Source organism: Evansella vedderi (assembly GCF_030813435.1).
Lineage (GTDB): Bacteria > Bacillota > Bacilli > Bacillales > Salisediminibacteriaceae > Evansella > Evansella vedderi.
The window spans coordinates 1-17,625 of record NZ_JAUSUG010000039.1 but is presented as its reverse complement, the minus strand read 5'-3'; the positions used below and the strand labels follow the sequence as shown (position 1 = coordinate 17,625).

Sequence of the window (17,625 nt, the reverse complement as noted above, 5' to 3'; positions counted from 1 at the left end):
CCCTTAAACTTGACCAATTATAAATGGGCTAAATTTCGTAAAACGAAAGCTGGTGTAAAGCTACATCTACGACTTGTTTTCATGGATAAAGATACGGTTTATCCTGAAAAAGCTGTTATAACCACTGCGAAAGAACATGATCGAAACCAGAAGTCCTTATAGACGATAAGGATGCCATGTATGTCTTTGACCGTGGGTATGTTGATTACGAGCGTTTTGGGTGTTTGTTTAGTAGATTACAAAAAAAGGGGCCCGACTCCCAGTGTGTTAACGCTTTACAACACTGTGGCTCAGGCCCGTAAAGGTGGAAAACTCTTATAGATAAAACAATAGTGGAAGGAAAGTAAGCACTGCGGCTGCCATTAGTGGCACCACTTTTAAAAGCAGGACGCCGTTCGTTGTGACAATCATTCTTTCAAAGGGATCTTTTGTTGGTGATGCTAAAAAGTGTAGTAGACGCTCTCCCTTTTTTCTTTTCATAGGAAAGTCAGGAATATCCACATGATATTCATCTAGATTCTTTCGAAGGTGCGGCTCTTTTTCTAAAGGGTCACGATCCAAGAAAATCTCCCCCTAATTTCTTTTTTAAAGTTTGAATTGCATGATGAAGACGAGATTTAACGGTACCTTTTGGGATCCCGAGTATTTCTGCAATTTCTACTTGTGACATATCATGGTAGTAAAATAAAATTATAACGGCCCGTTGAATCTCTGGTAGGTTAGCAACGGCTTTTCGGATGGTTATTCGATCCGTATGATCAAGGGATTCTTTTGTGGTCGGCACAAGAAACGGAAAGAACGTTTGCAGCTTCTTACGCCGATTTAATTTCGTCACCATGATTCGATAGGCGATCTGAAATAAATAGGGTTTTAGTTTACCTTTGGAAGGTTCATAGTCATCTTTATATTGCTGCAGCTTTACAAAACAATCTTGGACGATATCTATGCTCAACTGTTCTTCTCTCGTATAGCGATAAACGAAGGAGTAAAGAGCAGGCTGTAAAAGCATATAAATCTGTTCTAACGCACGTTTATCACCAGCTTGATAGGCCACCATCAACTCCTCTTCCCGACTACTCAATCTCATCTCCCCAACGTTCCTTAATTGATTTTAACGTCATCGACACTCTTGATATCAAATACACCATGGAAACAATCGTAAAGGCCTGTGCTTGATTTGTAAAAAATTGAACAAATACATTTTCAACTGTTGCTCCGCTAGTAATGAGTAAATTCAACACTTGCACACATAAGAGTGAATAGATGGCAAGGCAAATGGTTAACGTATCAAAAACATTCCAGCGCAAAAAAATCTTTGTTTTTTTATAATTGATTTTCCCATACTCCCGTACGACATACTTTCTATCCATCGGAATAGCAATGGCTAAAATAACGATACAAACTACCCCAGCAACAATCATGGAAACAATCCAGCCGGCACCCATTTTGAAAATCCCCCTTTATCCTTGTTTACTAACTATACAATTAAGGGAGGTGAAAGGTTCATTACAAAATATGAAAATTTGAAAAATACTGCCTGTCCCCCAGTGAGTAATACGTTGCTACTTAAGGGGGCAACACACACTGCTTAACAAACGTTACCCAAATTCAGCTTCTCTTCCCATTTCGGGAACAATCCACCCTTTCTCGTTACCCCAATTTATTGACTAAGGATTCGGACATTTGAATTTCCTCTCCCGTAGTATCTTCAATTAAAATTTCACTGGTTCCTATAAACGTTTCGAATAAACCACAAATGATATCCATACCGTTATGATTGTTAAAGGTACCAAGATACTAATAGTCTCATATCCATCTAAATCTAGAATATTAAATTGAAATAGAACCATGAATATAAGCATGTACCCAAAAATGAAAAAAAAACTTATAAACATTCCTTTCTCTTTTATCCGCTTCGCACGTTCCTTATTTTCTCTAAATTGAGGGTATAGATAACTTAAACAAAAACTCATTACTGCCATAGCTAAAATGATATAAAAGCTATATTGTGGTGCAGAATTCGTCATTATACTAACAAATATTAAGAAACCAAACATACACGAAAACATTATTCCACCAATAAAAAATATTTTTCCAAACCCCTCCATCAGATCCCACCCTTAAAATCTAATCTCTTAAAACAATCCATTATCCCTTTACTCCCCTCAAAGCAAAGTAATTACATTGGTTGTACTTCTCTATATTTACTTTCTATTTTTTCTATACATTCATACATTGTTTCACGGATGGTCTACTCCCTTCAAAAAAAGGGCCTGACTCCCAGGGCGGTGATGCTTTACTAAACCGGGGGGCAGGCACAAAAGGTCGTGATATTTCTTATCTTCCACAGCATTTCTTATATTTTTTCCCGCTGCCACAAAGACAGGGTTCATTTCTACCTACTTTTCTGTCTCGTTTATTACTAGGCTTCATTTTTGATCCTGGTAACGGTCGCAAATGTTTCCTCTCTTCTACCATTAACTCTGTGGATGTATGTCCTTTAAGAAACCATTCCCTCGTATTATTCATTAACTGGATCACTTTATCCCCTAAAGATTGGACCACCTCAACATTAGGAAACTCTAAAATTCCAGCTAAATAGTTCATAATATTATTGGGGCTTTCCCCTATCTTCGTTGCGTACACACACTCTTCCACAAACCGATCCGCATCAGATTTACTTATTTCAAAATTTGTCGTTAGGAACTGAACTAATTCCAAATAGCTTTTATTACGATCGACAAATTCAGGTACACCCGCTTTCAAGAGCTGATCTTTCGAAAAGGCATAGTATGGAATATTGCTCCTCTTTTCATGTTCCTGTTTCACTCTTTCTGGATCAAATACACGAACATGGGAGAATCCAACCTCATCAATAGACACCCCTTTATAGAAAGCATTGGCAGTTTCGATAACTTGATAAAATTCACCGAAATTTACGGTCTCTTTTGTATAAGACTCCACCATCTCTATCAAATGTGAACTACTTAACGTGCCATAGTAATACAATAGCCCGTGGGTTAGGGTAATCCATTCGGTATTTCTCCTAACAGCTGCTTTTACTTTTGGATCATTCTGTAAAGAGGCTATTTTATTCATCAGTTCTTCAGGTACAGCCACAATCTTCTTCCCATCCAACGTACCAGTAAAGATTAATCCCATTTTACGAAAAAATTCGATTTGATGCCTTTCCATCGCGGGGGCTTTCATGTGACCGCCATTATTCCCTATGCTGGATAGTAAGCTAAATCGCCCATTATCCAACTGAAGACATATCTTTTCCAAATGGTGAGGTAGTGTTTCCACTAGCAAATCTATTAAATCAGCCTTTTTCAACATACTTACACCTTTCAAGGCTAATTTTCTTCGAATTTCATCCAATTCCTGTTTTGTCCGTTGATTCAAGCCCTCTTGCAGTTGAAACGGAACTCTAATGGGACTCCAATGTTTTTTATCCTGATCTTCTTCCTGTTTTTTACGCAAATCTTTCAATCCTGCCATAGCATTCATCATTGCTTTTTCAACTTCAGGATCAACTTTTACACTCATGCTATTCACCTGCTCTTTAAAACTATTATGTATTAATCATCTATTACTAAAGATAACGCTTTATAATATATCATTTCTTTCATGCAAAGTATAGAGAGTTAAAAGGGTTCGATATAAAGGGCCCCATTGCGTACTACACGGGGCCCTCTGGCGTATTCTAATGTTATTTCATCAGCATTAATTACGAAGGTTAACAACTACCTTCCCTTGAAAAATCTTGAAATCGATAATTCTACCTAGCCGTATTTCCTTTATTTTTCCAGTGCATTTATATCTAATTGAATAAGGTTATCCCTGTACGAGATATATTCCGACCGATTATTAAATACGATAATGTTGTTTATCCATTTATAGTGGTTTAATTTCTTTTAATCGTAAAAGAACTTCCCCTTCATTAAAACCTCTTGAGATAAGGTAAAAGATTTATAATTCTATCGTATAATTTATCTGCAACCTTAGATATGAATAGCGTTCATCTGAATTGGTTTAATTAACTCAATCATCTCAAGATAACCCCATATTTCGTGTTTGTCAGCGACGGCTTATTAACCTATTACTTTAACCTTTAATGAAATAAGAACACACCCGTTTGGATGTGTTAATTCATATCACCATATTTACAATTTTATTTATCCATTCAGGGTTCTCCTCCATCTCTAGTTTATTACAAAGGGAACGATGAACTATTCTAAACTCATGAACGATACTTTTCATAACATTGATGATTTCTTTTGTATTCCTTCCACAATCCCAACTTTGAAGCAGTGATTGTTTCCAATCCTCTAACTCACTTCTATCTCCCTCATATTTCGCCCAATCACCAAAGGTATTTGGTTGAATGCCTTTATCCATATACCAGGCCGTTGCCATGGACAACCGTAAATGATCCATACAATTTAAAGCATAATAATACTCTTTTCTCATCACTCTCCTATATGCTTCATGCAGATAGGCAAAAAATTTCGTTCTCCACAATTCAAATTCATCCTTTGATAGTTCATAAGTAAGCACCATTGATTTATCTAGTATTCTAGCCATCATATGACCTGTATCTTTTATAATCTTTATATTTTTTAACCAAATAGATGGTTGAATTTTATCTGGCGTATAATAAAAGGTATCCACTTTAACAAAACAATCATAATGAGCGACAGTGTAAGTTGATAAAGGATGAACATCTTCAAAATAAAGAACATTCCCCCACTTTTGAGGTCGAATTTTTTTGTTTAAAATATATTCCTCTATATTTTCAGGTTCCACAACAACTCTAAGGTCGATATCGGAATAAACATCCGTATTTTCATTCCCTATGGAACCACCATAAAAAAATGCGAGTACATTATCATCATTTAGTAAATCTCTCTCCATTGAATTTAATAATTTCTTACGATGATTAGGTAATTCTAAGTCCCTTGTTTCATGTTTACTTACAAATCCCACACATTCAAACCACTCTCCCTTTTAATTTCTATTTAAATACTATTCAAGAAACAATTTACATATCCTTCTTTAAAATCCTCAGTGTGTAAAAGAAGTACCTTTGATTATCTGACAATAAAACAATTTTACTACCTTTTATTACAAGACTTTTTAAAATCTTCTCGGATAATTCAGAGTCCAACTCACGATGGATAACCTGCCTTTCGATAAAAGTTCCCACTGCCAACTTGAAGTGGACTTTCACCACCTAGCTGTTAAACAGGCCGGGTGCACTCAAAAAAGCAGCCTTAAATTTAAGGCTGCTAAACATAATAAAATGTTTTTATTGATTTCTTAATACATTACTGCAAGCGAAATAATACTTTTTGCGCTTGAATGCCTGCACCTTTTACGATACCATGGTCCTTGAGCTCGGCAAATACTATTCGAGAATGTGTTTTAAATGGTTCAGTAAGGTATAATTTGTATTTCTTTTTTATTAATGCTTGTATTTCTGGGAAATCCTCTAAAATGAAACCACTTAGAACGAGAACTTCAGGATTATAAATATATAAAATATTGGTTATCGTTGTTACAATATAAGTGGTGACGCGATCGATAATATTAATCGCCCAAGTTTCTCCACTATTGTAATAGTCTAGTAATTGTTTTAAGGAGCTAACTTCTTTAATTTTTCTTGCTTGCTGTAGAATAGAACTTTCTGTTAAAACCGTTGCTAGACAACCAAATTTTCCACACCTGCACAAATTCCCATTAATATCTACCACAGTATGACTGATTTCCCCTGCAATATTGTTTTCACCGCGATAAAATTCTCCATTCATTATTATGGCAGAACCTATGCCGGATCCTATCCCTATTAAAACAGAGCTTTTGGAACTTTTAGCGGCACCAGCCGTATACTCAGCCATTGCTTTCATTTTTAAATCATTATCTACAATCGCTTTTAAGCTGGTGGCCGATTCAATAATCTCTACGATGGGGACATTGTTCCACTTTAATTGTGTGGAATGAGCAACAACTCCATTTTCGTAGTCAATAAAACCTGGTACTCCAATCGCAATACCGACGATTTTTTCCATAGGAATTTCTTGTTCGTTTATTATTCTCTTAATTAATCTACTACCATCGTTTAACGTCTTCATATAATCCTCAACATCTTCGACTGGGAATGTTTGTGAAAAGGTCATTTCGTCCAAAAAATTTAAAATGCCAATTTTAAAATGTTTTTCCGTTAGTTCTACGCCAATGCTAAAGTTAGCATCAGGCCTGACATCCAATAATGTCGCTTTTCTTCCCACACCATTAGAAATCAAATCAGATTCTTTAATAAACCCATCTTGTTCTAATTCTTGAACAATTCTGCTAATGGAAGTAGGACTCATGTCCGTTATTTTGGAAACTTCTGCTCTAGATATCGGGCGATTGTTTTTTATAATGTCCAAAACCCATTTTTTATTTTGTTTTTTTATAAAAACATTATCATGTTTTTCCATTGTCACATCCTCAATACTAGTTAAGTTTGTTTTCATTTAACTGCTTACAACTACTATAGTACAAAATATAGTTACTGCTACTTATATTGTAGAATAAAATGGACAGCTTCCTTAATGTCATGGATAGGGTTTTCGTTAACTTCCCTCTCTATTGTTAAATATCCATTATAATTTATTTTTTGCAGCGCAGAAAAGTATAATGAAAAATCGAGGTCTCCCTTTCCAAGTGGCAATTCTCTAAAGAATTCACCGGATGAAACCATTTCTGCTATTTTATCATGATTTGTTCCACCATCAAACCCAAGATACCCATAAACATTGCGCGGATCCACCGGTTTTAATCTTACTCCATCCTTGACATGTGTATGAACGATATAGTCTTTTAACGTTTCTACCCCAGCTATTGGATCATCACCAGTCACCATGATCATATTCGCAGGATCAAAGTTAACAGATACTCCATTTGTACTTAAACTATCCAAGAATTTTTTTAAAGTAATGGATGTCTCTGGACCGGTTTCAATTGCAAAGTACCCATTTATGCTCTTGGCATAAGTGCCAAGTTCTTCACACGCCTTTTGCATTTCTTCATAAATGAAGCTTTCTGTTTCTTCCGGAATTATTCCAATATGAGTCGTAACGATATTTGTCCCCAAGTCAATAGCAAGGTCCAATATTCTTTTGGATTTTTCAATTTTTTCAGGGTTCTCAGCTTTATCCTGGAATCCATGCCCACCTAAATCACCACATAGTGCCGATATTTCCAGCCCTAGTGATTCCATTTCGTTCTTTAAATCTTTTCTAGCCTGTGCACTTAGATTTTCTGGTGCCATTTCCCCATCAACAGCATAGATTTGTACACCGTCAGCGCCAAGTTCTTTTGCTTTTTTTAAGCCTTCTCTAAGAGGCAAATGTAAGCTATCCACAATAATTCCAATTTTATTCGATAATTTGATATCCGTCGTCATGATGAAAACAGCACCTCACCCTTTTTTTCCGCTGCTTCATAAATACCCGATAATATCTTCATCAGTTCTACACCATCCTCCACTGGTGATACGATCTCGTGCTGAAAAAGACAACTATTTACAAAGGCATCGATTTCATTTTGAAATGCATTTTCAAAATCAAAGGTTAAATGATCTATTTGAGGATGCATATTGACAATTGTATTATTCTCTTCCGTTATAATAGTTAATTCCGGCTCTAATTCCGCTCCACCTTTCGTTCCAAATAACTGGACTTTAATTTCATCATTTTTGGAATGTAAGGTGAACGATACATCTACCATTAAAGATGCGCCGTTTTCGAATGTAATTAACGCATTTGCTAAATCTTCCACATTATCATTGGCTTTATCATAATCAGCAGCCTTATAAAAGCTTAAGTTTTCAATATTGGAGCGATTGCCTAGCTTCGTATACGTATTGCCGGAAATAGACCTCACTTTCGGTCGGCCCATCAAATACCAGCAAACATCAATAACATGTACACCTAAGTCAATTAATGGGCCTCCGCCAGACCTTTCTTTATCTGCAAACCATCCTCCTGGATTACCCAACCTACGTAAACATGATGCCTTTGCATAATATATTTCGCCTAATTTTCCATTGTCGATAAACTTCTTTAAAACGGAGGTATTCGTAGCAAACCTTCTAACAAATCCTACTTGAACTGTTTTGTTAGATTGTTTTGCAACCGCTTCTACTTTTAAAGCTTCTTCTACTGATAACGATAATGGCTTTTCCACTAAAACATGCTTATCCGACTGTAAGGCTGCGATGGTTATTTCTGCATGCGTATTATTCCATGTGCAAACACTCACCGCATCCACTTCAGGATCCTGAAAAAGGCTTTCCAAATCTTCATAAACATTATCGATATGATACTTTTTTCCTTTCTCCACTGCTCTGTCTTTTGAATAATCGTAGACACCATATAGGTTTACATAAGGATTTTTTTGATAGGATGTTAAATGCATATCCGAAATGGAACCAGTTCCTATGACACAAACATTTAGCTTTTTCAAAAAGAAACACACCCTTCTATTCGTTTATACTAATTTCCTCCCACAGTCTTTTTACATTGGCCATACCAATTCGAGATCCCAATTGGCAATCTTCCATTCCTTCAAATTCCACTGTAATATAACCATCATAGCCTGACTGTTTTACTAGTTTTATTACTTCTCTGATGTTGATATCTCCGTGACCGATAATCGCACCGCGCAAATAATTTCGATTAACGGTGATAAACCATTTTCCTTCACCTGGGTCTTCGTAATACGGTCGAATATAGAAATCTTTAAAATGAACTCTATTGGCATATTTTATATTCTTCATAACACCAACTAACGGTTCTTCATCAGCACATAAAAAGTTCCCAATATCAAGGGTTGTTTTAAAGTTATCGCGGTTGACTGCGTGAAGAACGCTTTGTACTCTGTCACTAGACTGTACATTAAACCCATGATTTTCTATTGTTGTTGTAATACCATATTGGGAAGCATAATCGGCTATCCTTTGACTGCCCTCTACCATTCTTGTGAAATATTTCTCAAAATACTGGATCGTCATTTCCTCTGGTTCTAGTCTAAACGCTGTCACATCGTGCCTGATACTCGTAATACCTAACCGGTGTGCAATATCCACATGTTGCTTAATACGATTCACTTCTTGTTCAAATGCCTCATCATCATCATGACAAAAGTCCGCTGGGAACGAGTATCCTGATAATTCAATACCAACTGATTCTGCCTTTTCTTTAATTTGATCCGCCAATGGAAGATTATCTACCACTGAATATCCATATGGAACAAGTTCCAGATGCTCGCCACCGTTATCTGCAACCCATTGAATTACATCAAGAATCGTTAATTTTCCCTCCTGAATATCGTCTAGCAAACTATAAGAGCTTAATCCTACTTTCATAATATCTCTCCTTTTTTCCCATTCTTTTAGACAATAACACTTTGATTTTTTATTGTTTTTTCATAAAGATGACATGCAGCTAAATGGTTGTCTGTGTGAATTTGTTTCAATGAAGGATCTTTCCCTTTGCAGATTTCCATTACATCTGGGCATCTTGTATGAAATTTACAACCTGAAGGCGGATTTACTGGATTAGGAATGTCCCCTTTAAGGATGATTTTTTCCCTTTTAACTGTAGGATCAGGTATTGGTACAGAGGACAATAGTGCTTTTGTATATGGATGAAGCGGGTTTGTAAATATCTGTTCTTTCGGTCCATATTCCACAATCGATCCTAAATACATGACACCAATATGATCACTGATATGCTCTACTACACTTAGGTCATGAGAAATAAATACGTAAGTTAAGTTAAATTCCTCTTGTAAATCCTTTAATAGATTTAGAATTTGCGACTGTACCGAAACATCTAACGCAGAGACCGGTTCATCTGCAATGATTAATTTCGGCTTCATTATCAGAGCCCTCCCTATTCCAATTCGTTGCCGTTGGCCACCACTAAATTCATGGGCATAGCAGTTGCCCTGATACTCATTCAGGCCAACTACCTCCAGCATTTCGGATACTAGCCTTTGTTTTTCTTTTTTTGTTAATTTAGTATGAATGACAAGAGGTTCTGCGATGATATCACGTATTTTCATACGTGGATTAAGTGATGCATAAGGATCTTGAAACACCATTTGAACTTTTTTTCTGATTGCTTGTAATTGTGATTCCTTCCATTTGGATATTTCTTCTCCATCGATCCAAATCTCACCAGCAGTAGGGTCGATCAACCTTGATATGAGCCTGCCGGCAGTAGATTTCCCACAGCCACTCTCCCCTACAAGACTAAATGTTTCTCCCTCATAGACGGAGAAATTTAAACCATTTACCGCATGGAGGTATTTCTTTTTTCCAAATATGCCGTTTTTGACTTCAAATGATTTTTTTAATCCTCTTACCTCTAGTATGGTACTAGCCACTAATCAAGCTCCTTCCTTTATCATATAACCAACAGCTGCAATAACGATTTTTTTCTACCTCCAACATACTTGGCTCTTTTTCATGGCACTCTGCTGTCGCATCACTGCATCTTGGGGCAAATTTACACCCTTTCGGCATATTGCTAGGGTCTGGAACCCTTCCGGCAATGGATTCCAGTCTATCCTTTTTTTGACCTATTTTCGGTACAGAACCTATTAATCCTCTTGTGTAAGGGTGCAATGGTGACTGAAATAAATCATGGACACTTGCTTCTTCCACCACTCTTCCCGCATACATAACCACTACACGATCACACATTTCCGCTACTACTCCTAAATCATGGGTAATCAACAGCATGGACATGTTTTCCTCTTTTTGAAGCTTACGCATCAGATCTAATATTTGAGCTTGAATCGTTACATCAAGAGCAGTAGTCGGTTCATCAGCAATTAAGACATCTGGATTGCACGACATAGCAATGGCAATCATGACTCTTTGCCTCATACCGCCTGATAGTTGATGAGGAAATTCGTTCATAATTTCATTAGATCTTGGTATTCCAACTTTCGTTAACATTTGAACGGCATGTTGTTTTGCTCGTTTATTGTTATAGCCTAAGTGGATCCTAATGGGCTCCATCAATTGTTCGCCAATTTTCATAACAGGGTTTAAGGACGTCATCGGTTCCTGAAAGATCATCGCAATTTGTTTGCCGCGTATCTTTCTCATCTGATTCTCAGTGACTTTTGTGATATCTTCATCTCTAAAAAAGATGTTTCCTCCGCTTATTTCACCTGATGTTCCTTTAAAAAGTCTCATGATTGATAAGGAGGTAAGGCTTTTTCCGCAACCTGATTCACCTACTAAACCTAAAATCTCCCCCTTCGAAATATGAAAGCTTACTCCATTTAAAATTCTTATTCGCTGATTATCTTTTTGAAAATCCGTTTGTAATTGTTCCACTTTAAGTATGATATCCTCCATCAACAACTACCCCTTTAGTGATTCTTTGTTTTTGGATCTAGTACATCCCTTAAGCCGTCTCCTACTAGGTTAAATGCTAATACAGTGAGGAATATGGCAATTCCAGGCATGATAACGACGTGAGAGGAAGTCCCTAGATAGTCACGCCCCATTGTTAACATGGCTCCCCAATCTGGAGTCCCTGGACTAGCTCCTAATCCTAGAAAACTTAAGCTGGCAGCTGCTAAAATTGCCGTACCTATTCTCATCGTGAAGAAAACCATTAAACTGCTAAATGTTTCTGGAAAGATATGCTTATATATGATTCTTGTTTTTTTTGCTCCCATGGACCTTGCTGCCTCTACGAAGACAGTCTCTTTCACTTCAAGAGTTGCTCCTCGTATTAATCTAGCAAAAGAAGGTACAGTAAAGACCGCAATCGCTATAACGACATTTACTAAACCTGGTCCTAATATAGCGATAATAGCAATAGCTAAAATAATATCTGGGAATGCAAACATTACGTCACTGCTTCTCATTATTATTCGATCTAGAAATCCGCCGAAAAAACCGCTGATTAATCCTAAAATCGTCCCTACAACTGCTCCAAAGAAAACAGAGATGAAACTTACACTTAAGGAAATTCTAGTTCCATAAATTAGTCGACTAAATATATCTCTTCCATATTCATCTGTACCAGCCAAATGACTAGAAGATGGTCCTTGTAAAATGGAATTATAGTTAGGTTCATACGGGTCATACGGTGTAATATATGGACCTACGAATGCAATTATTATTAACAGTAAAACAAAAAGACTAGCACTAAATGCTACTTTTTGCCTTTTCCAATTCTTCCAGAACTCCTTTATAGGCGAGTATTGACTTTTATTTATTGTCGTTTCGTTTATGACTTCTTCTTTTAAAACCCCCATATGTCATCCCCCCTTAAGAACTAATGGTTCGAATTTTAGGATTTAGAAAACTATATAGAATATCAACAATTAAATTTACAACGATGAATTGAATAGAGAATAATAACAACAAAGCTTGGATAACTGGATAATCACGAAAAGCGATGGAGTCAATCAGTAAACGCCCCATACCAGGAAAACTAAACACTGTCTCAACAACAACAGATCCTCCAAGTAGAAAGCCAAACTGCAAGCCAGTTATTGTTACTACGGAAACCATTGAATTCCTTAAGGCATGTTTAGGAATCACAATCATTTCCCGCAGCCCTTTTGCCCTTGCTGTTCTAATAAAATCCGAGCCCAATGTCTCAAGTAAAGAAGACCTAGTAAAACGTGCAATCATTGCCATGATACCTGCCCCCAACGCAATAGAAGGCAGTATAAAATGCTTCCAACTATCCGCCCCTCCCGTGGGCAACCAACCTAATTGAACAGAGAAAAATTGAATTAAGATTAACCCCAGCCAAAATCCAGGAACAGAAATGCCCGAGACAGCTGTTAGCATCCCAATATTATCTGGTAATTTATTTTTAAAAACGGCAGAAAATGTTCCAATGATGATTCCAATAATAAATGCCCAAATGATACTAAAAAGGGTGAGATAAATAGAATTTTTAAATCTATTTTCAAACATTTCCATTACTGGTAATCCTGTTTTCAGGGACTTCCCCAAATCTCCTTGCAAAATCCCCTGCATATAGGACATATACTGAATGAAAATAGGGTCATTTAAACCCATTTCTTCTCTAATCATAGATACTTCTTCTGAAGTTGCATCTGGTCCCACAACTAACCGGACCGGATCTCCTGGTATTAAGTGAATGAAGTAGAAGATAATTATGGAAACAATTAATAAAGTTGGGATCATTTCTAGAACTCTCTTAAAAATATAGCGCAGCACAAAAGCAACTCCTTTCAAAATAAGGATTTTGGGGTGCATTGGGCACCCCTCACCTTAAGAACGGCTATGATTCTATAAATTACTTGATTTCAGCATAGCCAACATGTATCCGACCATTTGGAGTAACATAGACTCCCTCTAAATCAGCACGTCGTCCGAATAGGTTTTCATCAGATGCCAGAAAGATCCAAGGGGCCTCTTCGTATATTTTCTGCTGCACCTTACCGTATAACTCTCTTTTTAGCTCGGCATCCACGGTTGCATTCGCTTCAAATAGCCACTGATCTACTTCTGGATTGCTAAAATAGGCTGAGTTTCCACCAGCAGGAGGAAAACTATTACCACCAAGTATTGGCCTGATCGCATGATCTGTATCAGAAGGGAATCCTCCCCAGCTTACGTACCACATTTCCACTTCTGCTTCTTCAGGACCGTGACCACCATAAATTCTCTCCGACAAAGTTCCCTCTTCCATAGATAACACTTCTAACTCCACACCGATTTGAGATAATTGCTGTTGGATAAACTGCATTCCTCTAACCGTGTCAGAGTTCGTATTTCCCCAAATTTCCGCTGTAAATCCATTTTCATAACCAGCCTCTGCTAAAAGTTCTTTGGCTCTCTCGATGTTATACTGATACAACTCCTGTTGTTGGTAATTAAAAATTGTACTTGGAAGTACGGAGTCTAAAGGTGTCGCAAACCCTGCCATCACTACATTAATGAACGCATCTTTATCAATGGCATAGTTTAATGCTTGACGAACTCTTACATCATTAAATGGTTCTTTCATCGTATTTAACGAAACATATCTTGCAATTGTTGATTGATTCGTTTCTACGATGATATTTTCATCCTCTTCTAGTTCCGCTAAATTTTGGGTTGGGACTGGGAAGATAAAGTCTGCTTCCCCTGTTTTTAGCATCGCCACACGAGCACCATTTTCTGGAACAGGTCTATATGTTATCTTCTGTACCTTTGCTTGGCCCTGGTTCCAATAATTTTCATTTAGTTCCACTGTTAAATGATCACCTGGAACCCATTCCACAAATTTGTAGGGTCCTGTACCAACTGGGTTTCTAGTTAAGTCCTCCTCTTTTAGAGCTTTCGGACTAATCATTCGAGCAGGAACTATTTTAGTTAACATGCTGCTGTTAGATTGGCTTAAAGTTATTTTAATCGTATATTCGTCTATAACATCTATGTCCGTAATATCATTAAAACCTCTACTATATAGCCGCAAGCTTTGGTCCCCTGTTATTCTTTCAAAATTAGCTTTTACGGCCTCTGCATTAAATGGTTGCCCATCATGGAAAACTACCCCTTCACGAAGATAGAACGTAAATTCAGTGGCGTCATCATTTACTTCAAAATCTTCCGCTAGCACAGGAACAATTTCACCATCTCTTTCATCTATTAATCCCTCTAACATTGCTCCCTGTACTGCATTGGAGTTCCTATCCCCCGAATTATGGGGATCCATTGTAATAAAGTTTTCATTTACAGCAATAACTATTTCATCCCTTTTGTTCCCCTCATCTTCGATTACAACATTATCATTACTCCCTTTGTCACTGCTGTTATCTTCTGGATCTGACTCAACACTACCTTCTGTAGAACAAGCTACTATCAACATAGACAAAAACAAAACAAACAACAATTTAATACCATTACCTTTAATCAAACCCTCTTCCCCCTTAAATAGTGTTTTTTATAGAATTAGAGACTTATATAATAAAGTATCTAATTAACTAACAACGTTACATTTTTAACATGGTGTTAATAATAAAAGAAAAAAACACGAAGATGATAAGATTATTAGGAGAGTATGTAATTATTTTCTCCAGTGCTGAAATTAATCAGGGAAAAAATTTTAAAAAATTTGTTAATTTCATATTAACTTGGGTAAATAATGGTAGTCAACAGATTTTTTAGAAATTAGTGATTTTTCTGTTAATTTATCTGACAATGTGCAGACGAATTCCCCCCCCTTAATGATAGTAATACTTCGATGTCGTAACTCTAATTATAACTTTATATTCCCCCAACAAGAATTATACCAATATGCATAAAAACATTACTTGATAGTATATAATTCACCATTAATTACCTATTTTGACCCTTTCGTGCTATAACTGTTCAAGTGGATCTGATAGCACTAATCGTCGGCTGGATCCTATTGATAATCATTTTAAAATCTGTGAACTACTTCAATCTTCCCTAGTTAACAGATTGATCTTCTAATAGTAAGTCGACAATTCATCCTTCTCTTCACCTAATTTTCCAAGCCAAACGAACACCCATTTCATCGGGAAAAAGGGCCCAAGTAGTCAGTGTGTTAACACTTTACTTCACTCGGGCCCTTGTGCCTTCTTTTATGCAAAACTTCCGATTGTCACCTTATAGAACCTAAAGTAATAAACTAGCGATAACAACACCAATTGTACTGACCATCAGGGAGAATCGAGTATTCGTTCGAGTTATCCGGTATGGATTTACGCCAAGATGATGAACGGTCATAGTCGCGTTAATTCCGTATGGTGCAGACGCCGAGGTTGCCAATGCAGTGACTATAAGGACAATACCAATACTTAATGGATTTATTACATGAAATAAAGGGCTGAGACTCTCTATTACTATCGCAACCGTTACGATTGGATGTACGCCAATCATTGCTGTAGCGAAATAAATCACTTTAAAAAATATAAAAATAACGATTGGGTACGCTGTGACATGATCGAGAAAGCTTTGTAATGTATATGGAAACCCTGTTTGGTTAAACCATTCGGAGAAAAAGGCAAGGGAAAGAAACAAAACCACGAAGTTTTGCATTGTATTATTATATTTTATCCAGCTTTTCCACCCAGCGGATAAAAATAACTGGCTTCTACGCATCGCCAATGACCAAAAAAGGGCGAATGGAAAGATGACAAGGGAAACAGATAAGATAAAGTTTAAATTGAAAAAATAGTTAACAATAACGATTGTCATTAAGAAAAGTACAAGGACGATAAACAATTTAACTAAAGCACTAAACAACAATTTTTTGCTTATTTTCATCTGTTCTTGTGTGAATAGGACATCACGGAACTGCTTTTTTCCAATAACAATATCTAGACTAGCGGCTAAAAACGAGCACAATAGCAACCAAGGGAGGTACATTGAAGTAGCTGATTCCAGTAGCGTCGACAGTTATTCCGACAGTGATTTCCATTGGACTCCAGATGATAGCTAACATAAAGGCACGTAAAGTCGTTTGAATTATAAAGGAATCGCATTCTTACTAAATTTAGTGCTATTCGACTAAAAGAGAGCCCTTCGGGACGTTACTCCTTCATTTGACTCTTCAATATAATCCTTCAATCCATAAGGATTGTCTAACCTTTAGCTGGGTGATGTGACCATCCCCATGTTTAGTTAGAAACATTTTGCACCGCTATCGCTCTCCGTTAGTTAGATACTTCATCTCTATGCAAAATCTCATTTTACTCTTCGTTCTAATCGTAAATAATCTTTTGTTTTATAAATCGTAATATTGTGTTTCCTCGCAAACCCAAGAAGGTGGTCATATGCTTCAGTTGGTTCCAGTATAGCTAATCTAATATTCATCCCTTTGATACATTTAATAACCGCTGCTTTCTTAAACCAACCGACTTCGAAAAATTTCAGTTCTTTTATTTGTTCAGGATAAATTTCTTTTTTAAATACAGAATATTTGAATAGTATGAAAACTTGATACACAAGATGGTCATCGTTAATGATAAATTTAAACCTATAGGAACTCGAAACAATTACTAACAATAAAAACAGTAAAAAGGAGGACGAGGAGACTCCGTAGAACTCTCTTAAAACATTCCAAAATATGACAATAGAAAATATACAAACCACTGGTAAGATTTGTGGACGCACATTATACATGAAATTGTATTCCTCCTAAATTAGCAATATATATTTTTTAGTAAAGGTTGCCTCTTAGTTTCTTAACCTCCCTGATAGCGACACAAAGGGAGCGAGCTCTCCTTTGTGTAATATTTAACATTTTTATTTTATTTCTTTCCGTCTTAGTTCCTCAATTTCTTTCTGAAGTTCTTTGATTTTTAAATCTTTTGTTCTATAACTACTTTTCAACCAAAAGACAAATAGTAAAACAATTCCAAGACTACCAACTAACATTAATGAAAGAACAACTATTAACATTATTTCAGTAGGCATAAAATCCCTCCTCTTCTTTCATTTTTCACTAAGTGTTATTTTCACTAGCGTTGCATAAAAAAATATTTATTTTGTCAACGGCATAAAAAAACACTATATATTACCTTTTGTGGAATATTATGGTTTTCTGTTATATA

Annotated in this window: 18 protein-coding genes and 1 pseudogene; 1 reads left to right on the top strand and 18 read right to left on the bottom strand. The window is 36.5% G+C overall.

Annotated features, from left to right (window positions below; all coding sequences use genetic code 11):
- Window positions 1–218: pseudogene (locus J2S74_RS26600) on the top strand (IS4 family transposase); the annotation flags it as partial.
- A 97-nt stretch (window positions 219–315) separates the two neighbouring features.
- Here J2S74_RS26600 and J2S74_RS26595 read toward each other — a convergent pair.
- From J2S74_RS26595 to J2S74_RS26510, 18 genes are all read right to left on the bottom strand, one after another.
- On the bottom strand, window positions 316–561 hold the full coding sequence (locus J2S74_RS26595) for a hypothetical protein (RefSeq protein ID WP_307332561.1): 246 nt from the start codon (window positions 559–561) through the stop codon (window positions 316–318).
- The gene (locus tag J2S74_RS26590; protein ID WP_307332564.1) at window positions 551–1,057 is read right to left on the bottom strand and encodes an RNA polymerase sigma factor; all 507 of its coding nucleotides are present in this window, start codon (window positions 1,055–1,057) and stop codon (window positions 551–553) included. Before J2S74_RS26590 ends, J2S74_RS26595 begins: the two co-directional genes overlap by 11 nt.
- A gap of 16 nt (window positions 1,058–1,073) precedes the next feature.
- Complete coding sequence (locus J2S74_RS26585) at window positions 1,074–1,445, bottom strand: group-specific protein (protein ID WP_307332558.1); 372 nt, start codon at window positions 1,443–1,445, stop codon at window positions 1,074–1,076.
- Window positions 1,446–1,730: 285 nt separating this feature from the next.
- Window positions 1,731–2,108 (bottom strand): permease, encoded by a 378-nt coding sequence (locus J2S74_RS26580; RefSeq protein WP_307332555.1) that lies wholly within the window; start codon window positions 2,106–2,108, stop codon window positions 1,731–1,733.
- 229 nt (window positions 2,109–2,337) lie between these two features.
- Window positions 2,338–3,549 (bottom strand): YecA family protein, encoded by a 1,212-nt coding sequence (locus J2S74_RS26575; protein WP_307332553.1) that lies wholly within the window; start codon window positions 3,547–3,549, stop codon window positions 2,338–2,340.
- A gap of 603 nt (window positions 3,550–4,152) precedes the next feature.
- Window positions 4,153–4,989, bottom strand: coding sequence for a hypothetical protein (locus J2S74_RS26570; RefSeq protein ID WP_307332549.1), 837 nt, complete (start codon window positions 4,987–4,989; stop codon window positions 4,153–4,155).
- Between the two features lie 341 nt (window positions 4,990–5,330).
- Window positions 5,331–6,485: an ROK family transcriptional regulator gene (locus J2S74_RS26565; protein WP_307332546.1), complete on the bottom strand. Its 1,155-nt coding sequence runs from the start codon at window positions 6,483–6,485 to the stop codon at window positions 5,331–5,333.
- A gap of 77 nt (window positions 6,486–6,562) precedes the next feature.
- Window positions 6,563–7,453, bottom strand: a complete 891-nt coding sequence (locus tag J2S74_RS26560; protein WP_307332542.1) for a sugar phosphate isomerase/epimerase family protein — start codon at window positions 7,451–7,453, stop codon at window positions 6,563–6,565.
- The gene (locus J2S74_RS26555) at window positions 7,450–8,514 is read right to left on the bottom strand and encodes a Gfo/Idh/MocA family protein (RefSeq protein WP_307332539.1); all 1,065 of its coding nucleotides are present in this window, start codon (window positions 8,512–8,514) and stop codon (window positions 7,450–7,452) included. The genes J2S74_RS26560 and J2S74_RS26555 overlap by 4 nt, the downstream gene beginning before the upstream one ends.
- A gap of 16 nt (window positions 8,515–8,530) precedes the next feature.
- A complete protein-coding gene (locus J2S74_RS26550) occupies window positions 8,531–9,415 on the bottom strand; it encodes a sugar phosphate isomerase/epimerase family protein (RefSeq protein ID WP_307332538.1) in 885 nt (294 codons plus the stop codon).
- A 26-nt stretch (window positions 9,416–9,441) separates the two neighbouring features.
- Window positions 9,442–10,440 (bottom strand): ABC transporter ATP-binding protein, encoded by a 999-nt coding sequence (locus J2S74_RS26545; RefSeq protein ID WP_307332536.1) that lies wholly within the window; start codon window positions 10,438–10,440, stop codon window positions 9,442–9,444.
- Entirely contained in the window at window positions 10,433–11,425 is a 993-nt protein-coding gene (locus tag J2S74_RS26540; protein WP_307332533.1) for an ABC transporter ATP-binding protein, read from the bottom strand. Before J2S74_RS26540 ends, J2S74_RS26545 begins: the two co-directional genes overlap by 8 nt.
- A 14-nt stretch (window positions 11,426–11,439) precedes the next feature.
- Complete coding sequence (locus J2S74_RS26535; RefSeq protein ID WP_307332532.1) at window positions 11,440–12,336, bottom strand: ABC transporter permease; 897 nt, start codon at window positions 12,334–12,336, stop codon at window positions 11,440–11,442.
- A gap of 13 nt (window positions 12,337–12,349) precedes the next feature.
- Window positions 12,350–13,276, bottom strand: a complete 927-nt coding sequence (gene nikB, locus J2S74_RS26530) for a nickel ABC transporter permease (RefSeq protein ID WP_307332529.1) — start codon at window positions 13,274–13,276, stop codon at window positions 12,350–12,352.
- A 79-nt stretch (window positions 13,277–13,355) separates the two neighbouring features.
- A complete protein-coding gene (locus J2S74_RS26525) occupies window positions 13,356–14,912 on the bottom strand; it encodes a glutathione ABC transporter substrate-binding protein (protein WP_370876082.1) in 1,557 nt (518 codons plus the stop codon).
- A gap of 773 nt (window positions 14,913–15,685) precedes the next feature.
- Complete coding sequence (locus J2S74_RS26520; protein WP_307332523.1) at window positions 15,686–16,417, bottom strand: hypothetical protein; 732 nt, start codon at window positions 16,415–16,417, stop codon at window positions 15,686–15,688.
- 339 nt (window positions 16,418–16,756) lie between these two features.
- Window positions 16,757–17,194 (bottom strand): hypothetical protein, encoded by a 438-nt coding sequence (locus J2S74_RS26515; RefSeq protein WP_307332520.1) that lies wholly within the window; start codon window positions 17,192–17,194, stop codon window positions 16,757–16,759.
- A gap of 123 nt (window positions 17,195–17,317) precedes the next feature.
- A complete protein-coding gene (locus J2S74_RS26510) occupies window positions 17,318–17,488 on the bottom strand; it encodes a hypothetical protein (RefSeq protein ID WP_307332517.1) in 171 nt (56 codons plus the stop codon).
- Window positions 17,489–17,625: the final 137 nt, after the last annotated feature.

What these genes read in the sequence shown, in the direction of transcription:
- J2S74_RS26590 (WP_307332564.1), bottom strand. Translation starts at nt 1,057, where the DNA reads ATGGTGGCCTATCAAGCTGGTGATAAACGTGCGTTAGAACAGATTTAT.
- J2S74_RS26585 (WP_307332558.1), bottom strand. Translation starts at nt 1,445, where the DNA reads ATGGGTGCCGGCTGGATTGTTTCCATGATTGTTGCTGGGGTAGTTTGT.
- J2S74_RS26580 (WP_307332555.1), bottom strand. Translation starts at nt 2,108, where the DNA reads ATGGAGGGGTTTGGAAAAATATTTTTTATTGGTGGAATAATGTTTTCG.
- J2S74_RS26575 (WP_307332553.1), bottom strand. Translation starts at nt 3,549, where the DNA reads ATGAGTGTAAAAGTTGATCCTGAAGTTGAAAAAGCAATGATGAATGCT.
- J2S74_RS26565 (WP_307332546.1), bottom strand. Translation starts at nt 6,485, where the DNA reads ATGGAAAAACATGATAATGTTTTTATAAAAAAACAAAATAAAAAATGG.
- J2S74_RS26560 (WP_307332542.1), bottom strand. Translation starts at nt 7,453, where the DNA reads ATGACGACGGATATCAAATTATCGAATAAAATTGGAATTATTGTGGAT.
- J2S74_RS26550 (WP_307332538.1), bottom strand. Translation starts at nt 9,415, where the DNA reads ATGAAAGTAGGATTAAGCTCTTATAGTTTGCTAGACGATATTCAGGAG.
- J2S74_RS26540 (WP_307332533.1), bottom strand. Translation starts at nt 11,425, where the DNA reads ATGGAGGATATCATACTTAAAGTGGAACAATTACAAACGGATTTTCAA.
- J2S74_RS26535 (WP_307332532.1), bottom strand. Translation starts at nt 12,336, where the DNA reads ATGGGGGTTTTAAAAGAAGAAGTCATAAACGAAACGACAATAAATAAA.
- J2S74_RS26525 (WP_370876082.1), bottom strand. Translation starts at nt 14,912, where the DNA reads ATGTTGATAGTAGCTTGTTCTACAGAAGGTAGTGTTGAGTCAGATCCA.
- J2S74_RS26515 (WP_307332520.1), bottom strand. Translation starts at nt 17,194, where the DNA reads ATGTATAATGTGCGTCCACAAATCTTACCAGTGGTTTGTATATTTTCT.
- J2S74_RS26510 (WP_307332517.1), bottom strand. Translation starts at nt 17,488, where the DNA reads ATGCCTACTGAAATAATGTTAATAGTTGTTCTTTCATTAATGTTAGTT.